Annotated in this window: 15 protein-coding genes and 1 pseudogene; 8 read left to right on the top strand and 8 right to left on the bottom strand. The window is 59.3% G+C overall.

The genetic code is table 11. The annotated features are described in order from the left end of the window. Window positions 1-89 precede the first annotated feature (89 nt). Window positions 90-3,223 (top strand): annotated as a pseudogene (acrD, locus tag ACSJLU_RS18120) (multidrug efflux RND transporter permease AcrD). 126 nt (window positions 3,224-3,349) lie between these two features. On the opposite strand, the gene ypfM reads toward acrD, so the two are convergent. Continuing rightward, the gene (gene ypfM, locus ACSJLU_RS18125) at window positions 3,350-3,409 is read right to left on the bottom strand and encodes a protein YpfM (RefSeq protein ID WP_100396732.1); all 60 of its coding nucleotides are present in this window, start codon (window positions 3,407-3,409) and stop codon (window positions 3,350-3,352) included. Between the two features lie 216 nt (window positions 3,410-3,625). Here ypfM and ACSJLU_RS18130 point away from each other — a divergent pair, with 216 nt between their 5' ends. Both ACSJLU_RS18130 and ACSJLU_RS18135 read left to right on the top strand, forming a co-directional pair. Beyond that, the gene (locus tag ACSJLU_RS18130) at window positions 3,626-4,105 is read left to right on the top strand and encodes a tetratricopeptide repeat protein (protein WP_197791332.1); all 480 of its coding nucleotides are present in this window, start codon (window positions 3,626-3,628) and stop codon (window positions 4,103-4,105) included. Window positions 4,106-4,114: 9 nt separating this feature from the next. Then, on the top strand, window positions 4,115-4,546 hold the full coding sequence (locus tag ACSJLU_RS18135) for a GNAT family N-acetyltransferase (RefSeq protein WP_025303819.1): 432 nt from the start codon (window positions 4,115-4,117) through the stop codon (window positions 4,544-4,546). A gap of 7 nt (window positions 4,547-4,553) precedes the next feature. Here the strand turns inward: ACSJLU_RS18135 and ACSJLU_RS18140 are convergent, their stop codons facing one another. Next, window positions 4,554-4,979 carry a GNAT family N-acetyltransferase gene (locus ACSJLU_RS18140; RefSeq protein WP_060434453.1) on the bottom strand — a complete coding sequence of 142 codons (426 nt, stop codon included), beginning with the start codon at window positions 4,977-4,979 and terminating at the stop codon, window positions 4,554-4,556. Window positions 4,980-5,510: 531 nt separating this feature from the next. Here ACSJLU_RS18140 and ACSJLU_RS18145 point away from each other — a divergent pair. From ACSJLU_RS18145 to ACSJLU_RS18165, 5 genes are all read left to right on the top strand, one after another. Beyond that, window positions 5,511-6,062, top strand: coding sequence for a LuxR C-terminal-related transcriptional regulator (locus ACSJLU_RS18145; protein WP_049204816.1), 552 nt, complete (start codon window positions 5,511-5,513; stop codon window positions 6,060-6,062). Window positions 6,063-6,317: 255 nt separating this feature from the next. After that, the gene (locus ACSJLU_RS18150) at window positions 6,318-6,704 is read left to right on the top strand and encodes an ArsC family reductase (RefSeq protein WP_025303822.1); all 387 of its coding nucleotides are present in this window, start codon (window positions 6,318-6,320) and stop codon (window positions 6,702-6,704) included. Continuing rightward, on the top strand, window positions 6,701-7,828 hold the full coding sequence (dapE, locus tag ACSJLU_RS18155; RefSeq protein ID WP_025303823.1) for a succinyl-diaminopimelate desuccinylase: 1,128 nt from the start codon (window positions 6,701-6,703) through the stop codon (window positions 7,826-7,828). The genes ACSJLU_RS18150 and dapE overlap by 4 nt, the downstream gene beginning before the upstream one ends. Then, entirely contained in the window at window positions 7,825-8,499 is a 675-nt protein-coding gene (locus ACSJLU_RS18160; protein WP_025303824.1) for a M15 family metallopeptidase, read from the top strand. The genes dapE and ACSJLU_RS18160 overlap by 4 nt, the downstream gene beginning before the upstream one ends. 2 nt (window positions 8,500-8,501) lie before the next feature. Beyond that, a complete protein-coding gene (locus ACSJLU_RS18165) occupies window positions 8,502-8,687 on the top strand; it encodes a YpfN family protein (protein ID WP_004941720.1) in 186 nt (61 codons plus the stop codon). Window positions 8,688-8,717: 30 nt separating this feature from the next. Here the strand turns inward: ACSJLU_RS18165 and ypfH are convergent, their stop codons facing one another. From ypfH to dapA, 6 genes are all read right to left on the bottom strand, one after another. Then, window positions 8,718-9,407: an esterase gene (ypfH, locus tag ACSJLU_RS18170; RefSeq protein ID WP_025303825.1), complete on the bottom strand. Its 690-nt coding sequence runs from the start codon at window positions 9,405-9,407 to the stop codon at window positions 8,718-8,720. A 120-nt stretch (window positions 9,408-9,527) separates the two neighbouring features. Next, on the bottom strand, window positions 9,528-11,540 hold the full coding sequence (locus ACSJLU_RS18175; RefSeq protein ID WP_197826853.1) for a tRNA(Met) cytidine acetyltransferase TmcA: 2,013 nt from the start codon (window positions 11,538-11,540) through the stop codon (window positions 9,528-9,530). 56 nt (window positions 11,541-11,596) lie between these two features. Then, window positions 11,597-12,463: a KPN_02809 family neutral zinc metallopeptidase gene (gene ypfJ / locus ACSJLU_RS18180; RefSeq protein WP_043140420.1), complete on the bottom strand. Its 867-nt coding sequence runs from the start codon at window positions 12,461-12,463 to the stop codon at window positions 11,597-11,599. A gap of 209 nt (window positions 12,464-12,672) precedes the next feature. Beyond that, complete coding sequence (gene purC, locus ACSJLU_RS18185; protein WP_043140423.1) at window positions 12,673-13,386, bottom strand: phosphoribosylaminoimidazolesuccinocarboxamide synthase; 714 nt, start codon at window positions 13,384-13,386, stop codon at window positions 12,673-12,675. A 170-nt stretch (window positions 13,387-13,556) separates the two neighbouring features. Further along, window positions 13,557-14,609 (bottom strand): outer membrane protein assembly factor BamC, encoded by a 1,053-nt coding sequence (gene bamC / locus ACSJLU_RS18190; protein ID WP_025303828.1) that lies wholly within the window; start codon window positions 14,607-14,609, stop codon window positions 13,557-13,559. Between the two features lie 16 nt (window positions 14,610-14,625). Then, on the bottom strand, window positions 14,626-15,507 hold the full coding sequence (gene dapA / locus ACSJLU_RS18195) for a 4-hydroxy-tetrahydrodipicolinate synthase (protein WP_380826016.1): 882 nt from the start codon (window positions 15,505-15,507) through the stop codon (window positions 14,626-14,628). Window positions 15,508-15,585: the final 78 nt, after the last annotated feature.

Here is a 15,585-nt window from a genome sequence, read left to right on the forward strand (position 1 = left end):
CAATAGCGCCGGAATCCTTCCCTGCCGCTGAAATGCATATTTCCGATGCGTTTTAAAGATAGAACAAGTCATAACGAGGTTCGCGCTGCATGGCCAATTTTTTTATTGATCGCCCGATTTTCGCCTGGGTGCTGGCAATTATTCTTTGCCTGACCGGGGCATTGGCGATTTTTTCTTTACCGGTAGAACAATACCCGAATCTGGCGCCGCCGAACGTGCGCATTAGCGCAACTTACCCAGGTGCTTCGGCGCAAACGCTGGAAAACACCGTCACGCAGATCATTGAACAGAATATGACCGGCCTCGACAACATGATGTATATGTCGTCGCAGAGCACCAATACCGGCCAGGCAACCGTCACGCTGACGTTCGAAGCCGGCACCGATCCCAACGAAGCGATGCAGCAGGTGCAAAACCAGCTGCAGGCGGCGATCAAACGTTTGCCGCAGGCGGTGCAGAATCAGGGGGTCACGGTGTCGAAATCCGGCGACACCACGCTGATGATGGTGGCGTTCGTCTCCACCGACAACAGCATGGACAAGCAGGACATCGCCGATTACATCGTCTCCAACCTGCAGGATCCGCTCAGCCGCATCAACGGCGTCGGCAGCATGGACGTGTACGGCTCGCAATACGCCATGCGTATCTGGCTCGATCCCAACAAGCTCAACAGTTACCAGCTCACGACCCAGGACGTGGTCAAGGCCATTCAATCGCAGAACGCCCAAGTGGCGGTCGGCCAGTTGGGCGGCACGCCATCGGTCGATAAACAGGCGTTGAACGCCACCATCAACGCCCAGTCGCAGCTCCAGACGCCAGAACAATTCCGCCAGATCACCCTGCGGGTCAATCAGGACGGATCGCTGGTGACGCTGGGCAACGTCGCCACCGTCGAACTGGGCGGCGAGAACTACAACTACCTCAGCCGCTACAACGGGATGCAGGCCGCGGGCATGAACATCAAGCTGGCCTCCGGCGCCAACGAACTGCAGACCGACCAGTTGGTGAAGGACAAGATCGCCGAACTGTCGCAGTACTTCCCGCGCGGGCTGGAGGCCAAAGTTGCCTATGAAACCACCCCGTTCGTCAAAGCCTCGATCAAGGACGTGGTGAAAACGCTGCTGGAAGCCATCCTGCTGGTGTTCCTGGTGATGTACCTGTTCCTGCAGAATTTCCGCGCCACGCTGATCCCCACCATCGCCGTGCCGGTGGTGCTAATGGGCACCTTCGCCATCCTGTCCGCCTGCGGCTTCAGCATCAACACCCTCACCATGTTCGCCATGGTGTTGGCGATCGGCCTGCTGGTGGACGACGCCATCGTGGTGGTGGAAAACGTCGAACGCGTGATGAGCGAAGAAGGCTTGCCGCCGCGTGAAGCCACGCGCAAATCCATGGGGCAAATCCAGAGCGCGCTGGTCGGCATCGCCCTGGTGCTGTCGGCGGTGTTCGTGCCGATGGCGTTCTTCGGCGGCACCACTGGCGCCATCTATCGACAGTTCTCCATCACCATCGTCTCCGCCATGGTGCTATCGGTGCTGGTGGCGATGATCCTGACCCCGGCCCTGTGCGCCACGCTGCTCAAACCGATCGCCAAGGGCCACCACCACGGTAAGCGCGGCTTCTTCGGCTGGTTCAACCGCATGTTCAACCGCAACACCGAACGCTATGAGCGCGGCGTGGGGCGCATCCTGCACGCCAGCGGCCGCTACATGGTGATTTATCTGCTGTTGCTCGGCGGCATGGCGTTGCTGTTCATCAAGCTGCCGACCTCCTTCCTGCCGCAGGAAGACCGTGGCATCTTCACCGTACAGGTGCAGCTGCCGGCAGGTTCGACCCTGCAACAAACGTCCAAAGTGGTGGAAAAGGTTGAGCGGTACTTCCTCACCGAAGAGAAACAGGATGTGTTGTCGGTGTTCGCCATCATCGGCTCCGGGCCGGGGGGAACAGCCAAAACGTGGCGCGTCTGTTCATTCGGCTAAAAGACTGGGATCTGCGCACCTCGGGCGCCAACAGCTCGTTCGACATCATCGATCGCGCCACCCTGGCGTTCAACAAGATTAACGAAGCGCGGGTGATCGCCAGCAGCCCGCCGGCTATCACCGGCCTCGGCAACTCTTCCGGCTTCGATATGGAGTTGGAAGACCACGCCGGCCTCGGCCACGCCAAGCTGATGGCGGCGCGCGATCAGCTGCTACAGCTGGCCGGGCAAAACCCGCTGCTGTCGCGCGTGCGCCACAACGGCCTGGACGACAGCCCGCAGTTGCAAATCGATATCGATCAACGCAAGGCTCAGGCACTGGGCGTGTCTATCGACGACATCAACAATACCCTCTCCACCGCCTGGGGCTCGACCTACGTCAACGACTTCGTCGACCGCGGCCGGGTGAAAAAAGTCTACGTGCAGGCCGCAGCGCCGTTCCGCATGCTGCCGGATGACATTAACAAATGGTATGTACGCAACAGCGCGGGCGGCATGGTGCCGTTCTCGGCCTTCGCCAGCTCGCACTGGGAGTACGGTTCGCCGCGGCTGGAGCGCTATAACGGCAGCTCGGCGCTGGAGATCGTCGGCGAAGCGGCCAACGGCGTCAGCACCGGCACCGCGATGGCGGAAATGGAAAAACTGGTCAGCCAACTGCCGACCGGCTTCGGGCTGGAATGGACGGCGATGTCCTATCAGGAACGGCTGTCCGGCTCGCAGGCGCCGGCGCTGTACGCCATCTCGCTGCTGGTAGTGTTCCTGTGCCTGGCGGCGCTGTACGAGAGCTGGTCGATACCGTTCTCTGTGATGCTGGTGGTGCCACTGGGGGTGATCGGCGCGGTCGCCGCCACCTGGCTGCGCGGTCTGGAGAACGACGTCTATTTCCAGGTTGGCCTGTTGACCATCATTGGGCTGTCGGCGAAAAACGCCATTCTTATCGTCGAGTTCGCTAATGAGCTGAACCATAAAGGCCAGGATCTGATGTCGGCGACGCTCGACGCGTCCCGCATGCGTCTGCGGCCGATCCTGATGACCTCGCTGGCGTTCATCTTCGGCGTGCTGCCGATGGCCACCAGCAGCGGCGCCGGTTCCGGTAGCCAGCATGCGGTCGGCACCGGGGTGATGGGCGGCATGATCTCCGCCACCCTGCTGGCGATTTTCTTCGTGCCGCTGTTCTTCGTGCTGGTGCGGCGCCGTTTCCCGGGTAAAGCGCATCCGGCAACCACGCCGACCACTGAGGAGTAACAGGCAGCGCATAAAAAAAGCAGCGTCGGGTAACCGATGCTGCTTTTTTTCGAACGATAATCTCGTTCCCAAGGTGTTTCAGTGACGTTCCAATGACTCAACCTTGCCATCTGCTTCAACGCTGTGTCAGTTGCCCAACATCTCATCAATGAAGTCTTTCCAGTTTCCTAATTCACGATCAACCATAATACTTTACAACCTCAATTATTTGACGAAGCGGATTCTACGCTTGTTTTTTGACCATGTGAAGGGAAACGGGAACGATGCCGGGCCCGGAAATCGGGCTTAGCGCACATTTTCGTATTTATCTGATCAATGTGCAGTACAGCTATTCCCTTGTGATATCAATTTCTCCACGGTAGCGTGTAAAAGGTATAAAAATACGCCAAGGGAGCGCCGATCATGTCCACTTCTTTGTCTCTCTCGCAGTTGAAAACGCAGGGCCGCTATCAGGAAGCGACTTCGCTGGCGTTACGGCAACTGGCGGCCGAGCCGGAAGCGGCGATGTTACACTTTCAGCTGGCCTGCCTGTATGACGTTCAGGGCCTGGAACAACAGGCCATTCCCTGCTACCTCGCGGCATTGGCTCGCGATTTGCCGCCCGCCCAGCGCCGTGAAGCCTGGCTGGGCCTCGGCAGCACTTACCGCGCCCTGGGGAAATACCCGGCTTCGCTGCGCGCTTTCGACGATGGCCTGACCGAATTCCCGCAGGCCAACGAACTAATGCTGTTTCGCGCCATGACGCTGTACAACCTGGGTGAAAATAAACGCGCCGTGGCCGATCTGTTGTTGTTGCTGGCGGACACCTCGTCAGACCCCGGTATCCGCGGCTATCAGCGCGCCATTCGGCACTATGCCGCCGATCTCAATCATATTGATTAGAGGAAAACCATGGAAATCATCACCGATATGAGCCGCCGCGCCATCGACTGGCAGCGGCTGTGTGAATTGCTGCAGGCCGCCGGGCTGGGCGAACGCGATCCGCATACGCTGCAACGCGTTTACCAACACAGCCAGTTTTGCTATTGGGGGTTTATCGGCGATGAGCTGATCGCCACCGCACATGCCATCAGCGATTTGACCTCGGTTGCCTACCTGGCCGACGTGGCGATCGATCCGCGCTTTCAGGGACAGGGGTTGGGGCGCAGGTTGATGGACCGGGTGATGCAAGATCTGGCGCCGCTCGGCAAGATTTTCATCTATTCGGTGCCGGAAAAACTGGCCTTCTATAAAAAGTACGGCTTTCACGATTTGACCACCGGCATGGTGTTCGCTGAGGGCGCCGCCCTGCGGCGTTTGCAACAGGGAGGCTACGTACGTTAATCGCGCATTACAAGGTTTTGCTCATAAAGATACGGCAGGTCCCCGGCGGCAGGCACGGCACCTCCCCCATACGCTGCCAGCCATGTCGTTGATAAAAGTCCGGCGCCTGAAAGCTGATGGTGTACAACACGGCGGAAAGGCAACCGCGCCGGCGGCCTTCCTGCTCGAAACGGCGCAACAATTCGCTGCCCAGCCCCGCCCCGCGCAACGCTTCCGGCAGATAAAAGAGATCGAGAAACAGCAGCCCTAATGATGAGCGCCCGGTAATCCCCCCGAGAACCTCCCCACTATCGGGATCTTTTACCACCACGGCCAACGGCAGACGATCGCCGTAGCCGATATGTTGATCATTAAAACGGTCCAACCCCTCCGCGATACAGGACGTTATTTCCTGCGTTACCCGATCGGAAATTTCGATATGACATTCTTTCACGCCAGCTCTCCGTATCAATCATCCACGTTCGCACTCTGCTCACAGCTTAAAACATCGCATTTTCTTTGTTTAGAATTATCTTTGTCTCAATTTCCACGTTAATTTTCGCATGACTTCAGCGCCGACTTTACTGTCGATCCAAGTAAAGCTTCTCATCGTGATAAAACCAAGAAAAATCTTAGTTTTTAACTCGTTAAACGCAATCTTCCGTCATTTAATGATCGTCAAAAACGATCGTTTTGATAATTTTGATAGCCAATATCTATGTTAATTCCTTTCAATTACCGAGGTATTAATAGAAGATGTCTATTCTATTAGCCTTACCTTGCTTAAAAATTCAGTTGAAAAAAAGATTTACTCTTTATAAATCATGCTAGTATATAACCTTCCCTTCAAAGCTCGCGCCCAGATAACGCTCATTCGTTTGCGGTGCAAGATAAGTTCAACATGAAATTATTTAGATTATTTCTTTTTTTATGTTTTAAGATATCAATCCTCACCGGGAAATAGAAAGTAAAGGACTATAATAAAATGGAAATTGATATTTTCAGCGAGTGTGCCTATACCACCGTCGGCATTCGACAACTCATTAACCAAACATGGGCGGAAAAACGCGCGCCGGCCGGCTTTAGCCGTAAAAGGGTCTGCTTTATCGATGTCACTATCGCCAATTTTGAAGCACGTTACCGCGATGAATATGCCAACCCCAATACCTACAAAATAATCATTATCACCGACTGCCTGCATGAGGTGGTGATTGTCGACAATAAGACCATTATATTATCAAACCTTATATCATTGAGCCGCTTCAGCCACCTGATCGGTGACTTATATAAGCGTTACAGTCACTATACCGAACCGCCGCAACTCTCCCAGCGCGAGTCCCTTTTCCTTTCGGAGTGGTCGACGGGAAAATCGCTGGCCGATATCAGCAATGCCATGAATATCAGAAATAAAACCGCCAATCATTACAAGTCGCGAATAATGAAAAAGCTCGGCGCCAGCAGGATAAAACCGCTGTTGCATATTACCCGCGTACGGTGTTTGACCGATCGTTTAAACATAAGAACCAATAAAGAGTAGTGACCGCCCCCCAGCTCCGCATTGGCGGCTGAATGCGTTCGCCGGCGTCTTTTAAAAGCACCGCTGGCGAAGGTCGCCGTTTCATCGCTTTGCCAACCTCTCTCTCCCTGGCGCCCAATCGTCTTTCGCGCGCATCGTTGTCTGGATCTCGCCGCCGCTTTACTGGCATTATCTCTGCTATCGCCGGGCGGCGAGAAGGCCTAAGACCGCGCCCGCCGCTCAGTATCGACTCGACGAGACAGGTAGCTTTACGCCATGGCAAATAAACCGCAACAGACAACGCTGACGATGTACGGCATCAAAAACTGCGACACCATCAAAAAAGCCCGCCGCTGGCTGGAAGATCAGGGCATAGCCTATCATTTTCACGACTACCGCGCCGACGGCCTGACCGAACAGCAACTGCGCGGTTTCGTCGCGCAACTGGGTTGGGAGCCGCTGCTCAATACCCGCGGTACCACCTGGCGCAAGCTGGATGAAGCGCAGCGCAACGCCTGTGATAATGCCGACGCCGCCATCGCGCTGATGTTGGCGCAGCCGGCAATCATTAAACGTCCGCTGCTGGACGACGGCAACGGCCACGCCCTGCTCGGTTTTAACGCCGACACTTACCAACAATTTATCACCGAGGTTGCCGTATGACTTGCCCGGTTATCGAACTGGCCCAGCAGTTGATCAAACGCCCTTCCCTCAGCCCGAATGACGAAGGCTGCCAGCAGCTGATGATCGATCGCCTGCAGGCGATCGGCTTCACCGTCGAAGCAATGGACTTCGAAGATACCCAAAACTTCTGGGCCTGGCGCGGTGAAGGGCAAACCCTGGCGTTTGCCGGGCACACCGACGTGGTGCCGACCGGTGATGAAAAACGCTGGGACAACCCGCCGTTTGAACCGGCAATCCGTGACGGCATGCTCTATGGCCGCGGCGCGGCGGACATGAAAGGCTCATTGGCCGCGATGGTGGTGGCCGCGGAACGCTTTGTCGCCGCCAACCCGAATCACCGGGGCCGTCTGGCATTCCTGATCACTTCGGATGAAGAAGCCAGCGCCACTCACGGCACGGTTAAAGTGGTCGAAGCGCTGATGGCGCGCAACGAGCGGCTGGATTACTGCCTGGTCGGCGAGCCGTCCAGCACCGAGCGCGTCGGCGACGTGGTGAAAAACGGCCGTCGTGGCTCCATCACCGCCAACCTGCATATCCACGGCGTACAGGGGCACGTTGCCTATCCGCATCTGGCGGACAATCCGGTGCACCGCGCCATGCCGGCACTGAATGAACTGGTGGCGATCGAATGGGATCGCGGCAACGAGTTCTTCCCGCCGACCAGTATGCAGATCGCCAACGTGCAGGCCGGCACCGGCAGCAACAACGTGATCCCGGGCGATCTCTACGTGCAGTTCAACTTCCGTTTCAGCACCGAACTGACCGACGCGATGATCAAGCAGCGCGTGGAAGAGCTGCTGGAACGCCATCAGTTGAATTACAGCATCGAATGGCGGCTGTCCGGTCAACCGTTCCTCACCTCGCGCGGCGCGCTGGTGGATGCGGTGGTCAACGCGGTCGAGCACTATTCTGAATTGACGCCGCAGTTGCTGACCACCGGCGGCACCTCCGACGGCCGCTTCATCGCGCAGATGGGCGCGCAGGTGGTGGAACTGGGGCCGGTCAACGCCACCATCCACAAGGTCAACGAATGTGTCAACGCCGCGGATCTGCAGCTGCTGAGCCGCATGTATCAACGCATCATGGAGCAATTGGTCGCATGATCAACGCAGAGATGCTCACCGGCCGCTCAACCGAACACCTCGCGCCGCTGAGCGGGAACCACCGCCTGCAGCCGCAGGCGGTCAACGCCTTCCTGGCGATGCAGCAGGCGGCGCATGAGGCGGGATTCGATCTCCAGCCCGCCAGCACCTTCCGCGATTTCGACCGCCAGTTGGCGATTTGGAATGGCAAATTCTGCGGCCAGCGGCCAGTATTAGATAAGGACAGCCGCCCGATCGACGTCGCGACGCTATCGGCCGCCGAGCGCTGTGAGGCGATCCTGCGCTGGTCGGCCCTGCCGGGCGCCAGCCGCCATCACTGGGGCAGCGATCTGGACGTGTACGATCCGTCGCTGTTGCCGGAAGGGCAAAAGCTGCAGCTGGAGCCGTGGGAATATGAGGAAGGCGGTTACTTTGCGCCGCTCAACCAGTGGCTGACGGCGCATATGGCCGAATTCGGTTTCTACCGCCCCTTTACCGAAGACTGCGGCGGCGTGGCGGTGGAGCCGTGGCATCTGAGCTACCGGCCGCTGGCGCAAGAGGCCGAACATTTGCTGACCCCGGCGCTGTTGCTGGCGGCCTGGCATGATAAGGAGGTCGCCGGTGCCGAATGGCTCGAACGCCATCTGCCCTCGATTTTTTCGCGTTTTATACGCAGTGAAGGAAAGGAGTAGCTATGCAATGGTTAGCTGATTACTGGTGGATTATCCTGCTGGTTCTGGTGGGGATGGTCGTCAGCGGCATCAAGGAACTGCGCCGCGTCGACGTTAAAAGCTATTTGGCCAACAAGCCGGAGATACCGCCGCACCGCGACAATAATGCCCAGTGGGATGACGAAGACGACTGGCCGAAAAAGAAATGACATCAGGGCGCTCATCGGCGCCCTGAATTTTTAGCGAAAGGCGATCAGCTCGCCGCGCTTGCCGGACAAGGCTTCGTCCCAGTAGCGCTGCGGCACATAATAATGCAGCCTTTCCAACGCGGCGTTCATCATGCCCTGGTTGATTGCGTGCCCGACGTTTTCCTCCACGTCCAGCGTGAAATCGGCGCCGTTGGTCCGCAACGCCTCCGCCGCCGCGTGAGCGTGTTGCACCGCGATCACCGCATCCTCTTCACCGTGGATCAAATGCACCACGCTGTCGCCGAAAGCCCGCTCAGGCAGTTGCGCGAAACGCCCGCTGAACGCGACCACGCGCCCGGCCAGCCGGGTTTCTGCTTTCAACGCTTCCAGCGCCATGATCGCCCCCTGCGAGAACCCCACCAGCGCCGTGCCGGCATAGCCTACGCCGCTCAACTGCTGCCAATGACGGACCACGGCCACAAACTGTGGCATCACGTCTGCGATGCGGGCTGCGCGGTTCTCTTCGGTCACGTCCTGCACCGAAAACCACTGACGCCCTGCACCGTTGCCGAACGCTTCGGGGCCACCGATGCTCACCACCTGTGCCTGAGGAAAGTCTTTGGCGAAGTAGCTGCCGATCTCCCCCATCGCCACCGGGTTGTCGCCGACACCGTGAAACAGCAAGATCAGCTGCGCCGCCGGGGTCGCCGGGGTTTGGACAACGAAATGCTCATGTTTCATCGATGACTCCTTAATAGTAACCAAACCTGGTGCGGCGACAGTCGCCGCCGCACCGCTGACAGTGACTATACGCCGTTGAGAAATCGGGAAAATCGGGTTTTATTGAGCGAGTTATTCAATTTATTGCAACGACTGCGCCCAGTCGCGCCAGTAACGGCAGTGCTGCGCATTCAACTGTTCCAGCGCCTGCGCCGTTTCGTGCCGCCAGTGCCGCAGCAAGGCTTTCTGGCCACTTACGCCCGCCTGCTCCGCGCACGCCGCCGGGGATTGTCGCCGTTGCAGATGGCCGCGCAGCGCGGGCAGCGGCAAATTGCTGGCCAACAGCAAACGCTGCAATGCCCCCAGGCTGGCCTCCAGCGGCCGATGGGCGAAAGCGAATCCGGCCAGCTCGCGCCAGTCCTCTTCGCCAAGCGGCGTGTCGCCGTCGTCGCCTGGGATCGCCAGCGCGAGTTCAATACGCTGCCGCAGCCAGGGCCAGTCGCGCGCCAGATGCTTGTGCGCCGCGTGCCGCAGCGCCTCTCCTTGCTCGCTCAGGGGCAAGATAGCCATCGCGGTATAGCAGCCGCTGCTGGCCTCCGGCTTGCTGCCGATGCGCACCAGCTCGAAACCGCAGGATTGCCAAAAGCGCCACAGCGGCTCGGTATAGCCGAAGCTGACCGACAGGAAGTCCAGACCCTGCGCCTGGCGGCGTTGCCGCTCGACCAGCTGACGCGCGATACCCTGCCGCCGCAACGCCGGCAGCGTCGCGATGCGGGTAATGCGCCGTGAATGCAGCGTCGGCGCCCACCACTGGCCGCCATGCGCCGCCAGCGACTGCGCCACCAGGTTGCCGCGCGGTCGGCGGCGGCCGGCCCACACGTCGTGCGCCAACTCGGCGCTCAACCCGCCTTCGTCCACCAGCCACACGGCGCCCACCACTTCCTGTTCGGCCTGCGCCAGCCCGAAATGCATGCCTGGCGCATCCATCAACCTGCGCAAATCCAGCGGCGAGGTGCGGTAATGCGCGCTGCTCAGCAGAGCATAGAAACGCGCCAGCCGCTGCGGATCGGCGCACAGTTCACGCTGCTCCGCCTGGCTGTAATCGATCGCCTGGCCGTCCGCCGGCCAGGCGGGCAGCTCGTTGAACAACAGCGCATTGTCCGTTATCCGTTCCAACGCGTCCCCCTGTGCCCAACGCATCGGCTGTTGCAGGCTCAGCGCCTGATAGGACGGCAGCCCGGCGCAAAACTTCAGCAGAAAACCGCGGCCGGTGCCTTCATAGCCCTGCACCGTGGTGGTCAACAGCACGCGAGGAAAATAACCGATCAACTGCTGCAACAGTGGCGCGGGGATCGCCGCCGCCTCATCCACCAGCAGCCACCCCACGGCGCTGACGTCACCCTCACGACACTGCGCCAGCAAGGCATCGGGCGCCCAAAACTGCGCGCGCCCCTGCGCCCATTCCCCGGCCACCTCAGTGGCGGCGCGGCTCGGCCCGGTGATCCAGCAGGTCAGCGGCGACTGCGCCACCAGCATACCCGCCAACGTCGATTTGCCGCGGCCACGGGCGGCGGTCAGCACCCACACGCCGGACTCGGCCTGCAGCAGCGCCGTCAAGATCGCCTGTTGTTCCTCGGTCGGGCGGCCATCCGGCGGCTGCCACCCTTCACGCGCCGGCAGCGCGGCCAGCATCAGGGGCTCTCCCTGCCGCCAGATCGTCACTTCGCTGTCATCGGCCAGATGCTGCTGCAGATGATGAATGAAATGCGGAGTGGTGATCGGCTGCGGACAATCGCTCCAGCGCAGGCTGTCGCCGTCCGGCTGCTGAGGCCATTGTCGCCAGGGGGGCGTCAACAGCAGCAGCCAGCTGCCGGCGCGCAAGGCGCCACTCAACGCCGCCAGCGCCTCTACGTCCAGCGAGTGACAGGCGTCGAACACCGCGTGCAGCCGCTCCTGCCCCAGCAATTGGCGCATCGCGCCGCTTGCTAAAGCCACCTGGCCGGGCGGCGGATTTTCCCCGACCCACGGCCAGTCGCCTGGCAACGTAGCCGCCAGCCGCTGCGCCTGTTCGCGGCACCAGTCAGGTTCACCGCTGAGCACCAGCAGGCGTCGGATGCCCTGCCGCCGCATAAGTTGTTGCGCTGCCTGTAACATAACGCTGTGTCTCAATCCGAAAAAAATGCCGGAGTCAGGCTCCGGCACTTGAGGCGTTAACGGGATGCAAAGGTGTTGCAGGTATTGGGATCGCCGCTGTCGAAGCCCTGTTTAAACCAGGTATAGCGCTGCTGCGAGGTGCCGTGAGTGAAGCTGTCCGGCACAACGCGGCCCTGGCTCTGCTGCTGCAACCGATCGTCGCCAATCGCCTGTGCGGCGTTCAGCGCCGCCTGCAGGTCGCCCTCTTCCAGCATCTGCTGCTTCTCAGCGTATTTGCCCCACACGCCGGCAAAGCAGTCCGCCTGCAGCTCCATTTTCACCGACAGGCGGTTTACTTCCGCTTGGCTGGCGCCCTGCTGCATCTGGCGGACCTTCGGCTCGATGCCCAACAGGTTCTGCACGTGGTGGCCGACTTCGTGCGCCACCACATAGGCCTGAGCGAAATCACCGCCGGCGCCCAGCTTGGTTTTCATATCCTGGTAGAAAGACAAATCGATATACACCGTTCTGTCACCCGGGCAGTAGAACGGCCCCATAGCCGCCTGACCGGTGCCGCAGCTGGTGCGCGTCACGCCGCGATACATCACCAGCTTCGGCGGTTGATAGGTTTTGCCCATGCGCTGGAAAATCTCTTTCCAGTTATCCTCGGTTGAGGCCAGCACCACCGAGGTAAATTTGGCCAATTCATCGTCTTTCGGGCTGATGTTAGCGCTCTGCTGTTGACCCTGCGGTGCGACGTTACCGCCGTTCAATAGCGGCGACAGATCGATACCGTAATAGCCGGCCACCAGCACCACCACCAGAATGACAATGCCGCCCTTGCCACGCGGCACGCGAAAGCCGCCGCCACCGCCGCCCAAACCTGAAGATTGCCCGCGACGATCCTCAACATTGTCACTTTCCCGACGCCCTTGCCAACGCATAAATATACTCCAGATATTTCCCCTGCTCGTTGAAGTTGCGCCGCGATCGTAAGCGCAAAGGCAGCTTCAAGCCTGAGTGGGATAGGTTTTAGTCATCTCGCATCCATCATTATAAATGGTCTGCCGCGGAGGAAATGTAGAAATTTTCTGGAAAAACGCAGAATAGCGGGACGATCCGGCCGGATCGCCCCGAATGGCGGTGCCAACGCTTAGTCGAGCTTCACGCCGATGCGGCGCGCCACTTCTTCATAGGCTTCGATCAGGCCGCCCAGGCTTTGACGGAAACGGTCTTTGTCCATCTTGTCCAGGGTGTTTTTGTCCCACAGGCGGCTGCCGTCCGGCGAAAACTCATCGCCCAGCACCACTTCGCCGTTGAACAGGCCGAACTCCAGCTTGAAGTCGACCAGGATCAGGCCGGCGTCATCGAACAGCTGGGTCAAGACCTCGTTGGCGCGGTAGCTCAGGTCGCGCATGCGCGCCAGATGTTCCTTGCTCACCCAGCCGAAGGTTTCGCAGTAGGATTCGTTCACCATCGGATCGTGCATGGCGTCGTTTTTCAGGAACAGATCGAACAGCGGCGGGTTCAGCACCAGACCTTCTTCGATGCCCAGACGCTTCACCAGCGAACCGGCGGCGCGGTTGCGGATCACGCATTCCACCGGCACCATGTCCAGCTTCTTCACCAGCACTTCGTTGTCGGACAGCAGACGCTCCATCTGGGTCGGGATGCCGGCTTCTTCCAGTTTGCTCATGATGAAATGGTTGAACTTGTTGTTCACCATGCCTTTGCGATCGAACTGCTCAATGCGCTGACCATCCAGTGCTGACGTATCGTTGCGGAACTCCAACACCAACAGATCGGGATTCTCGGTGGTGTAAACGGTTTTTGCCTTTCCGCGATACAGCTCAGCTAGCTTTTGCATCTTACTTACTCCAGTGATGTATCCCCGTTGTCTCCCGAGCGCGGCCCGAAATTAGGGGGTATAGAATTGACCTAATGAATTCTTTGGCGTGCCGGACACTATTGTGCCAAACCTGCGACGCAAACGATACCGTATAGACAAAACAAAAAGGGGCCGAGGCCCCTTTTTGATTAGTTAACGCTGGTTTTACTGAAGGCAGACTGGAATGCCGCCACCAGTGCATCGTTTTTCGACTGGGTGAGCGGTTTGCCTTTCGGATCGATGAATTGCAGGCTGGTGCGGTTGTTGAGATCGCCGACCTGCAGCTTGTAATCCCCTTCCGCCAGTTCAGGATCCTTAACGCCCAACGCATCCCAATCGCTGCTGCTCAGGGACTTGTAGGTCACGGCGACGGTGCCCTGCGGACGGCTGCGGTCACCCACTTTCATCCCCAGTTTTTCGAGCGCCGGCGGCAGGCGATCCCACACAACGGTGTACGGGCCACGCACGACCAGCATCGGCAGGCCGGTGTCATCGGCGCCGCTCTGCACGTCCAGTGCGCCGAAGCGGCTGGCGGTCTGGCTGCTCGCCAGGTTGTCCTGCTTGTCCAGGCCTTCGATCAGGGTGTTGATCATCATGCCGTTGTAGCGCTGAATCTCAGATTGGTCGGTCACCTGCTCGCTCTTGCCCTGCTGCTGCAGGCCAACGCTTTTCACCACCAGCGCCTGCTGGTAGCCCTGCTGCTGCACGCTGATCTGATAACGGCCTTCGTACTGGTTGTCTTCGTCCAGACGGTTCCACTTCACCCAGTCGGTGGTCAGGGTCTGACCGGCGTCCTGGCGGGAAGCGATCGCGATGTTCTTCGCCTGCAGCAGGCTGACGACGCGCGACCACAGGTTCTGGTTCTGCGGGCTGTTTTCCAGCAGCAGCGTGCCGCTGTCGCCGGCGTATTGCGCACGTGAACCGCTCAGCAGCGCCAACGGCTGCACCGGCGGACGAATGTCCAGCTGCTTGCCGACGTTGCCTTGCAGCTTCGTGGCGGGAACGTCATAGTTGCCGCTCTGCACCGGCAGGATCATGCCGGACGGCGCGTTCAGCGCCTTGAGCGGAGCCGCGTCGAGGTAGGCCTCGTCGCCGCTGACCTGGCGCTTGTAGCGCTGATCGCTGCTGCAGGCTGCCAGCATCATCACCAAAGAGATGCCCACTACTTTTGCTACCGTCGACTTTTGCAATGAATAAGCCATCAAATTTCCCTTAGAGTTACAGCAAACCGACGCTTTTCAGCGCGCGCTCCACCACCGGGCGGGCGGTTTCACTCAACGGCGTCATCGGCAGACGCAGCGTATCGGTTGCCATCAATCCCAACGCCTTACAGGCCCACTTCACCGGAATTGGGTTTGCTTCTACAAATAGATCCTGATGCAACGGCATCAAGCGCTGATTTAAGCGGCGCGCTTCGGCAAACTTGCCCTGCGCCGCCAGCGCGCAAAGTTCCGCCATCTCGCGCGCGGCCACGTTGGCCGTCACGGAAATCACCCCTTTGCCGCCCAGTTGCATGAAGTCCAGTCCGCTGGCGTCGTCGCCGCTCAGCAAAATGAAATCTTCATCGTCAACCAGCACTTGGATCTGACTAACGCGACTTAAGTTCCCCGTCGCTTCTTTTACAGCAACAATATTCTTGATTTTCGCCAGCCGAGCGATGGTCGGCGGCAGCATGTCGCAACCGGTGCGCGAAGGCACGTTGTACAGGATCTGCGGCAGCTCGGTGCTCTCGGCGATCGCCTTGAAGTGCTGATACAGCCCTTCCTGCGTCGGCTTATTGTAGTACGGCGTCACCGTCAGACCCCCCACCACGCCGGTGTTGGCGAAGCGGGTGGTGAGCGCGATGGCTTCGGCGGTAGCGTTGGCGCCAGTGCCGGCGATCACCGGGATGCGGCCGTCGGCCAGCTCCAGCGTCTGCAGCACCACGTCAACGTGCTCGTCATGGGCAAGCGTTGCGGACTCGCCGGTGGTCCCTACGGAAACGATCGCCGCGGTGCCACTGGCTACATGATAATCGATCAATTTTTTCAGGCTCGCGCGATCGACAGCACCTTTGTCGTCCATCGGCGTAACCAGTGCAACAATACTTCCCGTAAACATTGGCCGTCCCCTCCACAAACAAGTCACTCATGGTACTTTTGCTGCCTATCCAAAAGCAAGCGCACAACCGCGTTGTAA

This window comes from Serratia bockelmannii (assembly GCF_051803255.1).
Taxonomy (GTDB): domain Bacteria; phylum Pseudomonadota; class Gammaproteobacteria; order Enterobacterales; family Enterobacteriaceae; genus Serratia; species Serratia bockelmannii.